Source organism: Methylobacterium sp. J-090, from assembly GCF_022829345.1.
Classification (GTDB): Bacteria; Pseudomonadota; Alphaproteobacteria; order Rhizobiales; family Beijerinckiaceae; genus Methylobacterium.
In genome coordinates this window covers 1-16,199 of sequence record NZ_JAKSXV010000015.1, presented here as the reverse complement: position 1 = coordinate 16,199, position 16,199 = coordinate 1, and the positions used below count along the sequence as shown (strand labels likewise).

Sequence of the window (16,199 nt, the reverse complement as noted above, 5' to 3'; positions counted from 1 at the left end):
ATCGGCGCGGCCCACGATGGTGGTCCACGCTCGGGGTTCCGGTGCTGCGCCTCAGCGCCGGCCCCCCTCAAAAATGATGGCGTCCGCCTCTTGCGAAGCGAACGGACTAGGCGGCCGCGACCCAGAGTTCGGAGACGAAGCTGTAACCGGCACCGTCCCGGGCGACGTAGCCCAGGGCGGGAAACTCGAGATGGCCGCCGGCGATGAAGCTGCGATCGGCGGCGACTTCGTCGAGGACGCGGCGGCGGGTCGCCCGCGCCGCGTCGACATCGACGTCGAACACCATCCCGGCCTCGGGCCGCTTGAACTGGATCGCCGGCAGGTGGACGGTGTCGGCCCACATGAACAGCGACCGGTCGCCCGAGACGATGCGGTAGCCGGAATGACCCGGCGTGTGGCCGGGCAGCGGCACCAGGGTGATCCCCGGTGCGACCTCGCCCCCGGTGACCGTCCGCGTCCGGTTGGCGTAGGGGGCCGTCGCCTTGGCGGCGTTCTCGAAATACGGCTTGGCCGCGTCGGGCGCCCGGGACAGGGCGCCGTCGCCCAGCCAGTGCGCGGCCTCGTCGGCGTGCAGCACGAGTTCGGCATTGGCGAACGCGGCCGATCCGTCGGCGGTGATGAGACCACCGGCGTGATCGGGGTGCAGGTGGGTCAGCAGCACCGTGCCGATCTCCTCGGCCCGGACACCCGCGGCGGCGAGGGCCGCCGGGACGCGCCCGAGGGTGTCGCCGCCGAAACGCCCCATGCCGGAATCGATGAGGAGCGGCGTGCGGCCGGGGCCGGTGACGAGGAAGGCGTTGAGGGTGATGCGCGGATCGCGCGCGCGAAAGCCGGCGGCCTGAAGCGCGCCGGCCTCGTCCTTCTCGATACCGACGACGAGATCGAGCGACCCCGGAAGGTAGCCGTCGTTCAGCACCGTGACCGTCAGGTCACCCAAGGTCCACCGCAGCACACCCGGAAGCGGATTCGAACCATCCAACACACGCGTCTCCGTACACACATCCACGACCGGCCGCATAACCGGCCGGTCCGGGTCCTCTCGGACCGGCCCGGCCGGGTTCGACGGGCTCAGACGCGCCGACGCTTGCGCGGGCGGCAGCCGTTGTGCGGGATCGACGTCACGTCGCGGATCGACGTCACGGTGAAGCCGGCGGCCTGGAGGGCGCGCAGGGCCGATTCACGGCCGGAGCCGGGACCGGAGACCTCGACCTCGAGGGTGCGCATGCCGTGCTCGGCGGCCTTGCGGGCGGCGTCCTCGGCGGCGACCTGGGCGGCGTAGGGCGTCGACTTGCGCGAGCCCTTGAAGCCCATGGCGCCGGCGGACGACCACGAGATCGTGTTGCCCTGGGCGTCGGTGATGGTGACCATCGTGTTGTTGAACGACGCGTTCACGTGCGCGACGCCGGAGACGATGTTCTTGCGTTCGCGGCGACGAACGCGGGTTGCTTCCTTGGCCATCTTGGTTCTCGTCCTTCAAGCGCGCCCGTCATGCCAGGCGCTCGGGATTCTTTTGGGATTTTTGGGTGTCTCGGGCCTGTGCGGGACCGCTTCACCCGACCGAGGCCCGTTGCGGGGCATCCGGCTCGACGTTCAGGAGGCCGAGCGAAGCACGGCCTCCCAAATCCAAAAAACTTACTTCTTCTTGCCGGCGATGGGCTTGGACTTGCCCTTGCGGGTGCGAGCGTTGGTGTGCGTGCGCTGGCCGCGGACCGGCAGGTTGCGGCGGTGGCGCAGGCCACGGTAGCAGCCGAGATCCATCAGGCGCTTGATGTTCATCGAGACTTCGCGGCGCAGGTCGCCCTCGACGAGGTAGTCGCGGTCGATGGTCTCGCGGATCGACAGAACCTCGGCGTCGGTGAGCTGGTTCACGCGGCGCTCGGCCGGGATGCCGACCTTCTCGGTGATCTCCTCGGCCTTCTTGGCGCCGATGCCGTGGATGTACTGGAGCGCGATGACGACGCGCTTGTTGGTCGGGATGTTAACGCCAGCGATACGAGCCAAGGTCTTCTCCATCGGGGCGACGGACCCGATCGGTCCGGCCCGGGTTGTCTTGATACGCGTCCGGTGGAGACCGGCCCCTGCGTACCGTTCAAAACGACAAAGCGGCCCGCAGCGACCTCTGGCGAGGCGACCCGGACCCGATCCGTCTGAACGAAGACCGGCCCACTAGCGCGGACCGGTCGGTGTGTCAATCCATCGGTAACAAATCGACGGTCACCCAGGGGCGAACCGGCCTCAGGACGCCGTCGTCTCGACGTGGCGCTCCAGGGTCCGCATCAGGGCCGCGGTGACGTCGTCGACGGGCTGCATGCCGTCGAGGGTCTCCAGCATGCCGAGGCTGGCGTAGTAGGCCGAGAGCGGCGCCGTCTGGGCCCGGTAGGCCTCGAAGCGGGTCTTGAACACCTCGGGCGTATCGTCCTTGCGGACGGGCTCGCCGCGGGCGGCAGTCTCCGCGGCGCGCTTGGCGATGCGGCCGACCAGAGCGTTCTCGTCCACGACGAACTCGACGACGGTGTCGAGGGCGAGGTTCTTCTCCTGCAGCATCCGGTCGAGGGCGGCGGCCTGCTCCACGGTGCGGGGGAAGCCGTCGAGGATGAAGCCGTTGCGGGCGTCCGGCTCCTCGATCCGGTCGGCGACGATGCCGACGACCACGGCGTCGGGCACGAGACCGCCGCTCTCCATGATCGCCTTGGCCTCCAGGCCCACGGGCGTCCCGGCGGCCACGGCCGCGCGCAGCATGTCCCCGGTGGAAAGCTGCGGAATGCCGAACCGCTCGACGATGCGCGCCGACTGCGTTCCCTTACCCGCTCCCGGCGGTCCGAGCAGAATGATCCGCATGGCGTCGTTTCCTCGAGTCCGTTCTTCTTGGGGACCGGCGGCCCCGGACGGGGCGCCGCTGCTGGTGGGGCTCGGCCAATCCGGGCTCGGAGTGCCTCGCGAAACTCCCGACCACGATCGGTCCTCGCTCCGGGCACGCCGGCGCAGCGGGAGTGTCGCGAGCGATACTCAGCGGCGCCGGGTGGCGCCGCGCAGCTTGGCCTTCTTGACGAGGCCTTCGTACTGGTGGGCCATCAGGTGCCCGTGGATCTGCGCCACCGTATCCATCGTCACCGAGACGACGATGAGGAGCGAGGTGCCGCCGAACCCGATGCTGGCCGAAGAGTACGACGCCAGGATTTCCGGCACCAGACAGACGAAGGTCAAATACAGGGCGCCGATGAGGGTGATGCGGGTCAGCACCTTGTCGATGAAGGCGGCGGTGCGCTCGCCCGGGCGGATGCCGGGGATGAAGCCGCCATGCTTCTTCAGGTTGTCCGCCGTCTCCTCGGGGTTGAACACCACCGCCGTGTAGAAGAACGCGAAGAAGATGATCAGGGCCGCGTAGAGCACCATGTAGAGCGGCCGGCCATGGCCGATATAGGTCGTGATCGTCGCGAGAATCCCGGTGCCGCCGTTGTTGGCGGAGAAGCTCGCCACGGTGGCGGGGAGCAGCAGGAGCGAGGACGCGAAGATCGGCGGGATCACGCCGGCGGTGTTGAGCTTCAGCGGCAGAAACGAGGTCTGGCCCTCGTACATCTTATTGCCGACCTGGCGCTTCGGGTAGTTGATCAGGAGCCGGCGCTGGGCGCGCTCCATGAACACGATGAAGTACACCAGCGCGATGGCGGCGATGCCCATGCCGAGGATCACGGCGGACGAGAGCGCGCCCGTGCGGCTCAGCTCCAGGGCGCCGACGATGGCGACGGGCAGGTGGGCGACGATGCCCGCGAAGATGATGAGCGACGAGCCGTTGCCGATGCCGCGCGAGGTGATCTGCTCGCCGATCCACATGAGGAACAGCGTGCCGCCGGTCAGGGTGATGACCGTTGACAGGATGAAGAACGGGCCGGGCTCGATGGCCGCGCTCGAACTCTGGAGGCCGAAGGCGATGCCCCAGCTCTGGACCAGGGCGAGCACCACCGTGAGGTAGCGGGTGTACTGGTTGATGACCTTGCGGCCGGACTCGCCCTCCTTCTTCAGGGCCTCGAGGCTCGGGATCACCGAGGTCAGGAGCTGAATGATGATCGAGGCCGAGATGTACGGCATGATGTTGAGGGCGAAGATCGCCATGCGCTCGACGGCGCCGCCCGAGAACATGTTGAACAGGCCCAGCACGCCGCCGGCCTGCTGCTGGAAGTTCCGGGCGAACTGTTCCGGATCGATGCCGGGGATCGGGATGTAGGTGCCGAGCCGGAACACGATCAGCGCACCCAGGGTGAACCAGATGCGCTTCTTGAGCTCGTCGGCCTTGGCGATGGCCCCGAAGTTGAGGTTCGCGGCAAGCTGCTCGGCGGCTGAGGCCATGGCACCGGTTCCTGAGTATCTTTGTCGTGCGGGAGCGACGGGCTTCCCAAAAAACTGAAACGGCGGCCACGCGCAGGTCGCACGGGCCGCCGCTCAGGGCTTCGACTTAAAGTCGGATCGCCGTCTACGCAACCACGCGGGCGGGCTTGCCACGGGTGGACACGCCGTCGCCGTAGGTCACGGTGACGGTGCCGCCGATCTTCTCGACGGCCTCGATGGCCGACTTCGACGCGCGGGTGACCTCGAAGGAGACCTTCGCGGTCAGCTCGCCGACGCCGAGGAGCTTGACGCCGTCGCGGGCCCGGGCGCAGACGCCCGCCGCGATCAGGGTCTCGACAGTGACGACGGCACCGGCTTCGAGGCGACCGGCATCCAACGCCTGCTGGACGCGGCCGAGGTTCACCTCATTCAGGTCCGTCGAGTACAGGTTGTTGAAGCCGCGCTTGGGCAGGCGGCGATGCAGCGGCATCTGACCGCCCTCGAAGCCCTTGATGGACACGCCGGTCCGGGCCTTCTGGCCCTTGACGCCGCGTCCGGCGGTCTTGCCCTTGCCGGAGCCGATGCCCCGGCCGACGCGCATCCGGTTCTTGGTTGCGCCGGGATTGTCGTGGAGTTCATTCAGTTTCATGATGCCCTCCCTCAGGCCGCGTCGCCAAGGACGCGCACGAGGTGCTGCACCTTGCGGATCATGCCGCGCACGGAGGGGGTATCCTCCAGCTCGGAGACCCGGTGCAGCTTGTTGAGCTTAAGGCCGATCAGCGTCGCGCGCTGGTCGCCCTCGCGGCGGATCGGCGAGCCGATCTGCTCGATACGGACGGTCTTCTGTGCCATCTGACCCTCCCTCAAGCCACTGCGGCTTCGGACAGGTCGGACGGATCGGCGTCACGACGGCGGGCCTGGAGCGCCGACACCTTGAGACCGCGACGGGCCGCGACGGAGCGCGGGCTGTCCTCGTTCTTCAGGGCGTCGAAGGTGGCGCGCACAAGGTTGTAGGGGTTCGAGGAGCCGAGGCTCTTGGCCACCACGTCCTGCATGCCGAGCGTCTCGAAGACGGCGCGCATGGGGCCGCCGGCGATGATGCCGGTACCCTGGGGGGCGGCGCGCAGGATGACCTTGCCGGCGCCGTGACGTCCCTGGACGTCGTGGTGCAGGGTCCGACCTTCGCGGAGCGCCACGCGGACGAGGCCGCGCTTGGCGGCTTCGGTGGCCTTGCGGATGGCTTCCGGCACTTCGCGGGCCTTGCCGTGGCCAAAGCCGACGCGGCCCTTCTGGTCACCGACGACCACGAGGGCGGCGAAGCCGAAGCGGCGTCCACCCTTCACGACCTTGGCGACGCGGTTGATGTGGACGAGCTTGTCCACGAACTCGCTGTCGCGCTCCTCACGGTCGTCGCGGCGGCCGCGGCCCCCGCCTTCACGTTCACGTGCCATGTTTCACACTTCCATCTCACTGGCGCGGGCGGCGGGCCCGCTCGCTTGATTCGTCATGGATCGAGGGGACGGCGAACCGTCCCCTCCCCGCCGGTCCTAGAACTCGAGGCCACCCTCGCGGGCGGCATCGGCGAGCGCCTTGACGCGCCCGTGATAGAGGTAGCCCGAGCGATCGAAGATCACCTTCGTGACGCCGGCCGCCTTGGCGCGCTCGGCGACGAGCTTGCCGACGGCCTGGGCCGCCGCGACGTCCGCGCCGGTCTTGAGACCGCCGCGGAGATCCTTCTCGATGCTGGACGCCGAGGCGAGCGTGGTGCCCGCCGCGTCGTCGATGACCTGAACGTAGATCTGCTTCGAGGAACGGAACACCGAGAGTCTCGGACGTCCGTTGGCCGCCGCCCGCAGCGCGCGGCGCACACGCGCCTTGCGGCGGTCGAGTGCATCGATTTTGCGTGACATGTTGGCCGGCCCTTACTTCTTCTTGCCTTCCTTGCGGAAGATGAACTCACCCGCGTACTTCACGCCCTTGCCCTTGTAGGGCTCGGGGGAGCGGTATTCGCGGATCTCGGCCGCCACCTGACCGACCACCTGCCGGTCGATGCCGGAGACGACGATCTCGGTGGGCTTCGGCACGGCGATGGTGATCCCCGCGGGGATCTCGTATTCCACGTCGTGGCTGTAGCCGAGGGAGAGCTTCAGCGCCTTGCCGGCCATGGCGGCACGATAGCCGACGCCGGTGATCTCGAGCTTCTTCTCGAAGCCCTTGGAGACGCCCTCGACGAGGTTCGCCACCTGGGCACGGGAGGTGCCCCACAGCGAGCGAGCCTGCTTGGTCTGGTTCCGGGGCTGCACCGAGACGGCGCCGTCCTCGAACTTCACGTCGACCACGCTCGGGACGACGTACTGGAGCTCACCCTTGGAGCCCTTCATTGTTACCGTTTGACCGGTCACCGTGGCCGTCACACCGGACGGGACGGGAACGGGCTTCTTGCCTACGCGAGACATCGCCTTATTCCTCCAAGTCCGAGATCAGAACACCTTGCAGAGCACTTCACCGCCGACGTTGCGCTCGCGCGCCTCGTGGTCGGCCATGACGCCCTGCGGGGTGGACACGATGGTGACGCCGAGACCGTCGGCGACGCGCGGCAGCTCGCCGACGGACGAGTAGACGCGGCGGCCGGGCTTCGACACGCGCTGGATCGAGCGGATGACGGGCTGGCCGTCGTAGTATTTCAGCTCGATGGCGAACTCGGTGCGGCCGTTGCCGTAATCCGTTGTCGCGTAGTCGCGGATGTAGCCCTCGGACTTCAGGACGTCGAGGACGCTGGCGCGCAGGCGCGAACCGGGCGTCTGGACGACGTTGCGGCGGCGCTGCTGACCGTTGCGGATGCGGGTGAGCATGTCACCCACGGGATCGTTGACCATGGTGGTTGCTCCTTACCAGCTCGACTTGACGAGACCGGGGATCAGACCCTGGTTGCCGAGTTCGCGCAGCGCGATGCGCGAGATGCCCATCTTGCGATAGAAGGCGCGCGGGCGGCCGGTGATGCCGCAACGGTTGCGGACGCGGGTGGGCGACGAGTTGCGGGGCAGTTCCGCGAGCTTGAGGCGCGCCTCGAAGCGCTCCTCCATCTCGAGGGACTGGTCGTTCGCCGTGGCAAGCAGGGCCTTGCGCTTGGGAGCGTAGAGCTTCACCAGCGCTTCGCGGTGCTTGTTCTTCTCGATGGAGCTTTTCTTTGCCATTTCTCTCTCCGGTGTCCGCGTATGAGACCTAGACGGGTCTCACTGCCGGAACGGGAATCGGAACTGCGTGAGGAGCGCGCGCGCCTCAGCATCGGTGCGGGCCGTCGTCTGGATGACGATGTCCATGCCCCAGGTGGCCTCGGCCTTGTCGTACGAGATCTCCGGGAACACGAGATGCTCCTTGAGGCCCAGTGCGTAGTTGCCGTTGCCGTCGAACGAGCGCGGGTTCAGGCCGCGGAAGTCACGCACGCGGGGAAGCGCGATGGTGATGAGGCGGTCCATGAACTCGTACATGCGCTGGCGGCGCAGGGTGACCTTGCAGCCGATGGGCATGCCCTCGCGGACCTTGAAGGTCGCGATGGCCTTGCGGGCCTTGGTGATGACCGGCTTCTGGCCGGCGATGAGGGCCAGGTCGCCGGCGGCGACGGAGGCCTTCTTCGAATCGGCGGTGGACTCGCCGACGCCCATGTTGATGACGATCTTGGAGATCGTCGGAACCTGCATCAGGTTGGCGTAGCCGAACTCTTCGATCAGCTTCTGGCGCACCACGTCGTCGTAGTGCTTGCGCAGGCGCGGGACGTACCCGTCAATGTTCTTCTCAGCCATCGATCTGGTCCCCCGTGGTCTTGGCGAAGCGAACCTTGCGGCCGTCTTCGAGGATGCGGAAACCCACGCGAGTCGGCTTGCCGTTCGCGTCCTGCAACGCGAGATTCGAGAGCTGGATCGCAGCTTCCTTGGAGACGATGCCGCCTTCCTGGTTCTGCGTCTGCTTCTGGTGCTTCTTGACCAGGTTGATCCCACGCACGAAGGCGCGGTCTTCCTTGGGGAGCACCTGGGTGACCTCGCCGGAGCGACCCTTGTCGCGACCGGTGAGAACGACGACCGTGTCGCCCTTCTTGACCTTAGCGGCCATTACAGCACCTCCGGCGCGAGCGAGATGATCTTCATGTGGTTGCGGGCGCGAAGCTCGCGCGGCACCGGTCCGAAGATGCGGGTGCCGATCGGCTCCTTCTGATTGTTGATCAGAACGGCGGCGTTCTTGTCGAAGCGGATCACCGAACCGTCGGGACGCTTCACTTCCTTGGCGGTGCGCACGACGACCGCCTTCATGACGTCGCCCTTCTTCACGCGACCCCGGGGAATCGCTTCCTTGACCGAGACCACGATGATGTCGCCGACACCGGCGTATTTACGCTTCGACCCGCCCAGAACCTTGATGCACATCACACGGCGTGCACCCGAGTTGTCGGCGACGTCCAGATTCGTCTGCATCTGGATCACGGGCAGTGACCTTTCTTTGTTTCAGGCGGGTTTCCGCACGCGGACGGTATTGTCCGGCGGACGACGCCTGAGGGGGATCTGATGTCCCCGGCTCATATGACGAACCGCGCAATCGGTGCTCTCACACCGGCGCGGTCACCGCGTTCGAAGGATGCGAGCACCCTTCTCAACTGTCGCGAAGGCATGCCCACTACACCAGCGGGGGGCTCGGTGCAAGGCCCGTCGCGGGAACCGCCCGAGAAACCGCTTCGCCGGCGATCCGCGACCCCGCGTTCGGGGCCCCGATCTCGAGAAACTCGGTGCAACCCGTGCGAATCACGTCTACCTTGGGTTGCGGTCGCGGCTCGGACGCGCCCGTCTGACGGATTGGGAGAAGCACGGTGACGATCGGTGGCGCTGCGTTGATCGGCTGGGGCTTCACGCCGGGGGACTACTTTCCCGACGCGATCCGCGAGGCCAACAGGCTGCGCGACGGCGGTGCGACCGACCAGGAGATCATCGCCGCCGTCGCCGGGATGGTGCCTTCCACGACCCCGATGCGTGAGCGTCCGCTCGCCTACGGCGTCTTCCTCGACACGAACACCGCCGTCGAGCGCGACAACGCCCAGAAGGTGTTTGCGCATATGGACGAACTGATGCGCGTCCCGACGATTCGCGCCGGCGTGGTCATGCCGGATGCCTGCCCGTCGGGACGGGAGCCCGGCACGATTCCCGTTGGCGGTGCGGTGGCCTGCGAGGATGCGATTCATCCCGGCTTCCATTCCGCCGACATCTGCTGTTCCGTCGCCATCACGGTGCTCTCAGGCGAGCAGGACCCCCGTGCCGTCCTCGATGCCGTGCACGCGGTCTGCCATTTCGGACCGGGCGGCCGCGAGGACGCCGTTGCGATGCCAGCCGGGATCCGCGCGCGCATCGACACGAACGTGCTTCTCGCAAGCCTTGCAAGCCGGGCGGCGAAGGACTTCGCCACGCAGGGCGACGGCAACCATTTCGCCTATGTCGGCCGACTGGCCTCTTCCGGCCAAACCGCCCTCGTGACCCATCACGGCTCGCGGGGCCTCGGTGCCCAGCTCTACACCAGGGGCATGGCGCTGGCGAAGCGCCATACGGCGAAGGTCGCTCCCACGGTTCCACCCCACAATGCCTGGATCAAGGCCGACAGCGAGAACGGTCGCTCCTACTGGGACGCCTTGCAGATCGTGCGCGAATGGACCCGGGAGAGCCACTACGCGATCCACGATCTTGCCTTGGCGCGCCTGGGGGCCGGCGTCGTGGACCGGTTCTGGAACGAGCACAACTTCGTCTTCCGGCGGGAGGACGGATTCTACTACCACGGCAAGGGCGCGACGCCGTCCTGGCCGGGGTTCTCGCCGGACGACGACGGACGGACCCTGATTCCGCTGAACATGGGGGCGCCAATCCTCATTGCTCGGCACCGCAATCGACCGGAGGCCCTCGGGTTCGCCCCCCACGGGGCCGGTCGCAACATGAGCCGGGCCGCCTACCTGCGCGGACACACGCCGGAATGGCCCGAGGGCATCGACGCCCGGTTCTTCTTCGGCAAGCCCGACCTGTCCGAGCTTCCGGGCGCCTACAAGGACACGGCGTCGGTCCGCGCGCAGATCACGAAGTATGACCTTGCGGACATCGTCGATTCGGTCGAGCCCTATGGCAGCATCATGGCCGGCGATTGGTCGGCGGATGCACCATGGCGGAAGAAGCCGGCGGCAGCTGTTACGCCGGCGCCCGAGACGCCCTGATCCGGAACCCGTCTCGACCGGCGGAGAGACTTTTCGCGTCGGGGTGGACGACCCGAACGTTCGGCGTGCTGCCACGGCACCGCTTCGGGCGGGCACAAAAAAACGGGCGCAGATACCTGCGCCCGTTTTTTGGGTTCGTCCCTTTGGAAAACTCACGCCTCGGCGGCGGGAGCCTCCGACGTGGCGCCGGAGACCAGCTGCCAGGTCTTGGTCTTCGAGAACGGACGGCACTCCTCGATCGACACGGTCTGGCCGACCTTGGCGACGTTGGTCTCGTCGTGGGCGTGGTAGTTCTTCGAGCGACGGACGGTCTTCTTCATCACCGGGTGGGTGAAGCGGCGCTCCACCTTCACGACGATGGTCTTCTCGCCCTTGTCGCTGACGACGACGCCCTGCAATACGCGCTTCGGCATGGTGTACTCCTCAGGCCTGCGCGGACTTCAGCGTCTTCTGACGCTGGAGCGTACGGACGCGGGCGATATCGCGGCGGACTTCACGCACGCGCGCGACGTTCTCGAGCTGGCCGGTGGCGCCCTGGAAGCGCAGGTTGAACTGCTCCTTCTTCAGGCTCAGCAGCTCATCGCTCAGCTGATCGGGCGACAGGGCGGCGAGATCCGACTGTCTCTGTGACGACTTCATGATCCCCTCCCCTCAGTCAGCGATGCGCTGAACGACGCGCGTGCGGATCGGGAGTTTGGCCGCGCCGAGGCGCAGGGCCTCCTTCGCGACATCCTCGGCCACGCCGTCGACTTCGAACATGATACGACCGGGATGCACGCGGGCAGCCCAGAATTCGGGAGCACCCTTGCCGGAGCCCATGCGGACTTCGGTGGGCTTGGCCGTGACCGGAACGTCCGGGAAGATCCGGATCCAGACGCGGCCCTGGCGCTTCATCTCGCGGGTGATCGCGCGGCGGGCCGCCTCGATCTGCCGCGCGGTGATGCGCTCGGGCTCGACGGCCTTCAGGCCGAAGGTCCCGAAGTTGAGGTCGAAGCCGCCCTTGGCCGCACCGTGGATGCGACCCTTGAACTGCTTACGGAACCTGGTCTTCTTGGGTTGCAACATGGCAGCCTCTCAACACCTTTCTAGGGCGACGGGGTCACGAACACGCCGTCAGGCGTGCTCGCGCCGGCCGCGCTCGCGGCCACCCTCGCCATCGCGCTCGCGACGGCCGCCCGAACGGCCACCCTCTTCCTGCGCCTTCTTATCCTGTGCCATCGGGTCGTGCTCGAGGATCTCGCCCTTGAACACCCAAACCTTGATCCCGCACGTCCCGTAGGTCGTGAAGGCGGTGGCGACACCGTAATCAACATCGGCCCGGAGGGTATGCAGGGGCACGCGGCCCTCGCGGTACCATTCCTGGCGGGCGATCTCGGCCCCGCCGAGACGGCCGGAGCAGTTGATCCGGATGCCCTCGGCGCCGAGACGCATGGCCGACTGCACGGCGCGCTTCATGGCGCGACGGAAGGCGACACGGCGCTCGAGCTGCTGGGCGATCGAGTCGGCCACCAGGGTGGCGTCGATCTCGGGCTTGCGCACCTCGACGATGTTGATCGTCACGTCGGCCTTGGTCAGGGTGCCGACGAGCTTGCGCAGCTTCTCGATGTCGGCGCCCTTCTTGCCGATCACCACGCCCGGACGACCCGAGTGGATGGTGACGCGGCACTTCCGGTGCGGACGCTCGATGACGATCTTCGAGACGGCAGCCTGCTTGAGCTGCTTCATGAGGGCGGCGCGGATGGCGACGTCCTCGTGCATGAGCTTGGCGTATTCACCCTTCTGGGCGAACCAGCGGGAGTCCCAGGTCCGGTTGATACCGAGCCGCAGACCGATCGGATTGACTTTCTGGCCCATCAGGTCCTCCTCACGCCGCTTCGGCGGTCGGGACTTCGCGCACCACGATGGTGAGGTTCGCGAAGGGCTTCAGGATGCGGGCGCCGCGGCCGCGGGCCCGAGCGTGGAAGCGCTTGAGCACGAGGGCCTTGCCGACGAACGCCTGGGCGACGATGAGGTCATCGACGTCCAGATTGTGGTTGTTCTCGGCGTTGGCGATGGCGCTCTCGAGGCACTTCTTGACCTCGCGGGCGATCCGCTTGCGGGAGAATTCGAGGTCGGCGAGGGCCGACTCGACCTTCTTGCCGCGAATGAGCTGCGCGACGAGATTGAGCTTCTGCGGGCTGACGCGCAGCATGCGCGCGACGGCCTGAGCCTCGTTCTCGGGGAGCGCGCGGGGAGTGGCGGGCTTGCCCATGTTCAGCGCCTCTTCGACTTCTTGTCGGCCGCGTGACCGTGGAAGGTCCGCGTCGGCGAGAACTCGCCGAACTTGTGGCCGACCATTTCCTCGGACACGTAGACCGGGATGTGCTTCTGCCCGTTGTGCACACCGAAGGTGAGCCCGACGAACTGCGGCAGGATCGTGGAGCGGCGGCTCCAGATCTTGATGACTTCGTTGCGGCTGGATCCGCGCGCGGTCTCAGCCTTCTTGAGGAGGTAGCCGTCGATGAACGGCCCCTTCCAGAGCGAGCGTGCCATGATGGTTACTTCTTGCGGTTGTGACGGCTGGACAGGATGAAGACGTCGGTCCGCTTGTTCGAGCGGGTCTTCTTCCCCTTCGTGGGAACGCCCCAGGGCGTGACCGGGTTACGGCCGCCGGACGTGCGTCCCTCACCGCCGCCGTGCGGGTGATCGACCGGGTTCATGGCGACGCCGCGGACGTGCGGGCGCTTGCCGAGCCAGCGATTGCGGCCCGCCTTGCCGAGCGAGATGTTCATGTGGTCCGGGTTCGACACCGCGCCGACGCTGGCGAAGCACTGACCGTGGACCAGGCGCTGCTCACCCGAGTTCAGGCGCAGGGTGACGTAACCCTGGTCGCGCCCGACGATCTGGGCATAGTTGCCGGCGGAGCGGGCGATGGCGCCGCCCTTGCCGATCTTCAGCTCGACGTTGTGCACGATCGTGCCGACCGGCATGTTGCCGACGGGACCGGCATTGCCCGGCTTGATGTCGACCTGCTCGGCCGCGATCACCTTGTCACCCGGCGACAGGCGCTGGGGCGCGATGATGTAGCTCTGCGTGCCGTCCGGGAACGCGATCAGCGCGATGAACGCCGTGCGGTTCGGATCGTACTCGATCCGCTCGACGGTGGCGCTCACGCCCAGCTGCATGCGACGCTTGAAGTCGACGTTGCGCAGGGTGCGCTTGTGACCGCCGCCGCGGAAGCGGACGGTGATGCGGCCGAGGTTGTTGCGGCCGCCGGACGACGACTTGCCCTCGGTGAGCTTCTTGACCGGCTTGCCCTTGTAGAGCTCACGGCGGTCGACGAGCACGAGCTGGCGAAGGCTCGGCGTGACCGGTTTGAATGTCTTCAAGGCCATCGGTGGTAATCCTTAACCCGACTTGTCTCAGAGGCCGGTCGTGACATCGATCGTTTCACCCTCGGCGAGGGTCACGATCGCTTTTTTCACGTCCGAACGCTGTCCGCGAAGCCCGCGGAAGATCTTCTTCTTGCCCTTGGTCACGAGCGTGTTCACGCCCGTCACCTTGACGTCGAACAGCTTCTCGACCGCTTCCTTGATCTGCGGCTTCGTCGCCTTCGGGGCAACCCGGAAAACGACCTTGTTCTGTTCGGTGAGGTTCGTCGCCTTCTCGGTGATGACCGGGGAGACGATGATGTCGTAGTGGCGCGGATCGGCAGTCATTTGAAACGCGCCTCCAGCGCATCGATCGCTGCGCGCGTCAGCACGAGCTTGTCGCGGCGCAGGATGTCGTAGACGTTGATGCCCTGGATCGGAAGCACGTCGATCATCGGGATGTTCCGGGCGGCGCGACCGAAGTTCACGTCGACCTCGGGCCCGCTGATGAACAGCGCGCTCGACAGACCCATCTTCTCGAAGCGGGCGGCGAGGTACTTGGTCTTGCCGTCCTCGAGCTTCACGTCGTCGATGACGATGAGGGTCGAATCCTTCACCTTCGCCGACAGGGCGTGCTTGAGGGCGAGCGCCCGGACCTTCTTCGGCAGATCGTGGGCATGGGAGCGCACGACCGGACCGAAGGCCCGTCCACCGCCGCGGAACTGCGGAGCGGAGGCGGCGCCGTGACGGGCGTTACCGGTGCCCTTCTGCTTGTACAGCTTCTTGCGGGTCCGGTTCACGTCCGAGCGGTTCTTGACCGCATGGGTGCCGGCCTGACGCTTGGCGAGCTGCCAGCGCACCATGCGCTGGAGCAGGTCCACGCGGGGCTCGAGGCCGAAGATGGTCTCGTCGAGCTCGACGGAACCGGCTCCGGCGCCGTCGAGGGTGGTGATATCGAGCTTCATCACGCGTTCTCCTCGGAAGCGGGAGCCTCGGGAGCCGGGGCGTCGGAGACGGGCGCGGCGCCCAGCTCACGGAACTTGCCAGGCTGCGGAACGTCCGCGGGGAGCTTGCGCTTCACCGCGTCGCGGATCTGGATCCAGCCGCCGGCGACGCCGGGAACCGCACCTTCGACCAGGATCAGGCCGCGCTCGACGTCCGTGCGGACGACGCGCAGGTTCTGAGTCGTGACCCGATCGACACCCATGTGACCGGGCATCTTCTTGTTCTTGAAGGTCTTGCCCGGATCCTGACGGCCACCGGTCGAACCGATGGAGCGGTGCGACACGGACACGCCGTGGGTGGCGCGAAGACCGCCGAAGTTCCAGCGCTTCATGCCGCCGGCGAACCCCTTACCCGTGGTGGTGCCCGTCACGTCGACGAACTGGCCCGGGATGAAGTGGTCGGCGGTGATCTCGGCGCCGACCGGGATCAGCTTGTCTTGCGACACGCGGAACTCGGCGAGCTTCTGCTTGGGCTCGACCTTGGCGACCGCGAACCGGCCGCGCTCGGCAGCCGACACGTTCTTCACCTTGGCCTTGCCGACGCCGACCTGAAGGGCGACGTAGCCGTTCTTCTCGACGGTACGGTGGGCAACCACCTGGCATTGATCGATTTTAAGCACTGTGACCGGGACATGTTCGCCTGCATCCGTAAAGATGCGGGTCATGCCGACCTTCTGTGCGATGACGCCTGAGCGCATAGGTGTCTCCCCTCGCGCGATTTACGGTAAGCTCTAAATCCCCGCGGGACTTAGAGCTTGATCTCCACGTCCACGCCGGCGGCGAGGTCGAGCTTCATCAGCGCGTCCACGGTCTGCGGCGTCGGATCGACGATATCGAGGACGCGCTTGTGGGTGCGCATCTCGAACTGCTCGCGCGACTTCTTGTCGATGTGCGGCGAGCGGTTGACGGTGAACTTCTCGATATGCGTCGGCAGCGGGATCGGACCACGGATGGTGGCGCCGGTGCGCTTGGCCGTCGAGACGATCTCGCGGGTCGAGGCATCGAGAATCCGATGATCGAACGCCTTGAGGCGGATGCGAATATTCTGACCGTTCATGACCTGAAACCTTGGCGGGACGAGGAGGGGGCGGGCGCGAGGACCCGCCCCTCTGTCGTTCCCTGCAGACTGACCGTTGGACGGAAGACTACTCGTTGATGGCGGCGACGACGCCGGCGCCGACGGTGCGTCCGCCTTCACGGATGGCGAAGCGGAGCTTCTCTTCCATGGCGACGGGGACGATGAGGGTGACGTCCATGGTGACGCTGTCGCCGGGCATGACCATCTCG

Annotated in this window: 27 protein-coding genes and 1 pseudogene; 1 reads left to right on the top strand and 27 read right to left on the bottom strand. The window is 66.9% G+C overall.

Annotated features, from left to right (window positions below; genetic code table 11):
• Positions 1-106: 106 nt before the first annotated feature.
• The 15 genes from MKK49_RS01365 to rplN all read right to left on the bottom strand — a co-directional run bounded on the left by MKK49_RS01365 (position 107) and on the right by rplN (position 8,798).
• Complete coding sequence (locus tag MKK49_RS01365; protein WP_244026245.1) at positions 107-982, bottom strand: MBL fold metallo-hydrolase; 876 nt, start codon at positions 980-982, stop codon at positions 107-109.
• An 86-nt stretch (positions 983-1,068) separates the two neighbouring features.
• Complete coding sequence (gene rpsK / locus MKK49_RS01360; protein WP_056091630.1) at positions 1,069-1,458, bottom strand: 30S ribosomal protein S11; 390 nt, start codon at positions 1,456-1,458, stop codon at positions 1,069-1,071.
• 174 nt (positions 1,459-1,632) lie between these two features.
• Positions 1,633-2,001: a 30S ribosomal protein S13 gene (gene rpsM, locus MKK49_RS01355; RefSeq protein WP_244026244.1), complete on the bottom strand. Its 369-nt coding sequence runs from the start codon at positions 1,999-2,001 to the stop codon at positions 1,633-1,635.
• A gap of 234 nt (positions 2,002-2,235) precedes the next feature.
• Positions 2,236-2,838 (bottom strand): adenylate kinase, encoded by a 603-nt coding sequence (locus tag MKK49_RS01350; RefSeq protein ID WP_244026243.1) that lies wholly within the window; start codon positions 2,836-2,838, stop codon positions 2,236-2,238.
• 168 nt (positions 2,839-3,006) lie between these two features.
• Positions 3,007-4,344: a preprotein translocase subunit SecY gene (gene secY, locus MKK49_RS01345; protein ID WP_244026241.1), complete on the bottom strand. Its 1,338-nt coding sequence runs from the start codon at positions 4,342-4,344 to the stop codon at positions 3,007-3,009.
• 124 nt (positions 4,345-4,468) lie between these two features.
• Positions 4,469-4,972 carry a 50S ribosomal protein L15 gene (gene rplO, locus MKK49_RS01340; RefSeq protein ID WP_056091620.1) on the bottom strand — a complete coding sequence of 168 codons (504 nt, stop codon included), beginning with the start codon at positions 4,970-4,972 and terminating at the stop codon, positions 4,469-4,471.
• 11 nt (positions 4,973-4,983) lie between these two features.
• Positions 4,984-5,175, bottom strand: coding sequence for a 50S ribosomal protein L30 (gene rpmD / locus MKK49_RS01335; RefSeq protein ID WP_056091618.1), 192 nt, complete (start codon positions 5,173-5,175; stop codon positions 4,984-4,986).
• An 11-nt stretch (positions 5,176-5,186) separates the two neighbouring features.
• Positions 5,187-5,774 carry a 30S ribosomal protein S5 gene (gene rpsE / locus MKK49_RS01330; protein WP_056091615.1) on the bottom strand — a complete coding sequence of 196 codons (588 nt, stop codon included), beginning with the start codon at positions 5,772-5,774 and terminating at the stop codon, positions 5,187-5,189.
• A gap of 96 nt (positions 5,775-5,870) precedes the next feature.
• A complete protein-coding gene (rplR, locus tag MKK49_RS01325; RefSeq protein ID WP_056091611.1) occupies positions 5,871-6,233 on the bottom strand; it encodes a 50S ribosomal protein L18 in 363 nt (120 codons plus the stop codon).
• Between the two features lie 12 nt (positions 6,234-6,245).
• The gene (gene rplF / locus MKK49_RS01320) at positions 6,246-6,779 is read right to left on the bottom strand and encodes a 50S ribosomal protein L6 (RefSeq protein ID WP_244026239.1); all 534 of its coding nucleotides are present in this window, start codon (positions 6,777-6,779) and stop codon (positions 6,246-6,248) included.
• A gap of 24 nt (positions 6,780-6,803) precedes the next feature.
• Positions 6,804-7,199 (bottom strand): 30S ribosomal protein S8, encoded by a 396-nt coding sequence (rpsH, locus tag MKK49_RS01315; RefSeq protein WP_055881679.1) that lies wholly within the window; start codon positions 7,197-7,199, stop codon positions 6,804-6,806.
• 12 nt (positions 7,200-7,211) lie between these two features.
• Positions 7,212-7,517: a 30S ribosomal protein S14 gene (rpsN, locus tag MKK49_RS01310; RefSeq protein ID WP_056171340.1), complete on the bottom strand. Its 306-nt coding sequence runs from the start codon at positions 7,515-7,517 to the stop codon at positions 7,212-7,214.
• Positions 7,518-7,556: 39 nt separating this feature from the next.
• Positions 7,557-8,123, bottom strand: a complete 567-nt coding sequence (rplE, locus tag MKK49_RS01305; RefSeq protein WP_244026238.1) for a 50S ribosomal protein L5 — start codon at positions 8,121-8,123, stop codon at positions 7,557-7,559.
• On the bottom strand, positions 8,116-8,430 hold the full coding sequence (gene rplX, locus MKK49_RS01300; protein WP_056091601.1) for a 50S ribosomal protein L24: 315 nt from the start codon (positions 8,428-8,430) through the stop codon (positions 8,116-8,118). The genes rplE and rplX overlap by 8 nt, the downstream gene beginning before the upstream one ends.
• A complete protein-coding gene (rplN, locus tag MKK49_RS01295; protein WP_055949294.1) occupies positions 8,430-8,798 on the bottom strand; it encodes a 50S ribosomal protein L14 in 369 nt (122 codons plus the stop codon). Before rplN ends, rplX begins: the two co-directional genes overlap by 1 nt.
• Positions 8,799-9,184: 386 nt before the next feature.
• Between rplN and MKK49_RS01290 the strand changes: the two genes are divergently transcribed.
• Entirely contained in the window at positions 9,185-10,558 is a 1,374-nt protein-coding gene (locus MKK49_RS01290) for an RtcB family protein (RefSeq protein ID WP_244026282.1), read from the top strand.
• Positions 10,559-10,710: 152 nt separating this feature from the next.
• On the opposite strand, the gene rpsQ is transcribed toward MKK49_RS01290, so the two are convergent.
• The 12 genes and pseudogenes from rpsQ to tuf all read right to left on the bottom strand — a co-directional run.
• Positions 10,711-10,971: a 30S ribosomal protein S17 gene (gene rpsQ, locus MKK49_RS01285; protein ID WP_056091596.1), complete on the bottom strand. Its 261-nt coding sequence runs from the start codon at positions 10,969-10,971 to the stop codon at positions 10,711-10,713.
• 10 nt (positions 10,972-10,981) lie between these two features.
• On the bottom strand, positions 10,982-11,197 hold the full coding sequence (gene rpmC, locus MKK49_RS01280; protein WP_238226622.1) for a 50S ribosomal protein L29: 216 nt from the start codon (positions 11,195-11,197) through the stop codon (positions 10,982-10,984).
• A 12-nt stretch (positions 11,198-11,209) separates the two neighbouring features.
• Positions 11,210-11,623, bottom strand: coding sequence for a 50S ribosomal protein L16 (gene rplP / locus MKK49_RS01275; protein ID WP_055949287.1), 414 nt, complete (start codon positions 11,621-11,623; stop codon positions 11,210-11,212).
• Positions 11,624-11,671: 48 nt separating this feature from the next.
• Positions 11,672-12,412 (bottom strand): 30S ribosomal protein S3, encoded by a 741-nt coding sequence (gene rpsC, locus MKK49_RS01270; protein WP_055949284.1) that lies wholly within the window; start codon positions 12,410-12,412, stop codon positions 11,672-11,674.
• A gap of 10 nt (positions 12,413-12,422) precedes the next feature.
• Positions 12,423-12,809, bottom strand: a complete 387-nt coding sequence (rplV, locus tag MKK49_RS01265; protein WP_056091586.1) for a 50S ribosomal protein L22 — start codon at positions 12,807-12,809, stop codon at positions 12,423-12,425.
• A 2-nt stretch (positions 12,810-12,811) separates the two neighbouring features.
• Positions 12,812-13,090 carry a 30S ribosomal protein S19 gene (rpsS, locus tag MKK49_RS01260; RefSeq protein WP_056091583.1) on the bottom strand — a complete coding sequence of 93 codons (279 nt, stop codon included), beginning with the start codon at positions 13,088-13,090 and terminating at the stop codon, positions 12,812-12,814.
• Positions 13,091-13,095: 5 nt separating this feature from the next.
• On the bottom strand, positions 13,096-13,932 hold the full coding sequence (gene rplB / locus MKK49_RS01255) for a 50S ribosomal protein L2 (protein WP_244026237.1): 837 nt from the start codon (positions 13,930-13,932) through the stop codon (positions 13,096-13,098).
• A gap of 27 nt (positions 13,933-13,959) precedes the next feature.
• Positions 13,960-14,256 carry a 50S ribosomal protein L23 gene (locus tag MKK49_RS01250; RefSeq protein WP_244026236.1) on the bottom strand — a complete coding sequence of 99 codons (297 nt, stop codon included), beginning with the start codon at positions 14,254-14,256 and terminating at the stop codon, positions 13,960-13,962.
• Positions 14,253-14,873 (bottom strand): 50S ribosomal protein L4, encoded by a 621-nt coding sequence (rplD, locus tag MKK49_RS01245; RefSeq protein ID WP_244026235.1) that lies wholly within the window; start codon positions 14,871-14,873, stop codon positions 14,253-14,255. Before rplD ends, MKK49_RS01250 begins: the two co-directional genes overlap by 4 nt.
• Positions 14,873-15,610: a 50S ribosomal protein L3 gene (gene rplC / locus MKK49_RS01240; protein WP_244026234.1), complete on the bottom strand. Its 738-nt coding sequence runs from the start codon at positions 15,608-15,610 to the stop codon at positions 14,873-14,875. Before rplC ends, rplD begins: the two co-directional genes overlap by 1 nt.
• Before the next feature lie 50 nt (positions 15,611-15,660).
• Positions 15,661-15,969: a 30S ribosomal protein S10 gene (gene rpsJ, locus MKK49_RS01235; RefSeq protein WP_018044230.1), complete on the bottom strand. Its 309-nt coding sequence runs from the start codon at positions 15,967-15,969 to the stop codon at positions 15,661-15,663.
• A gap of 88 nt (positions 15,970-16,057) precedes the next feature.
• A pseudogene (gene tuf, locus MKK49_RS01230) lies at positions 16,058-16,199 on the bottom strand (elongation factor Tu); the annotation flags it as partial.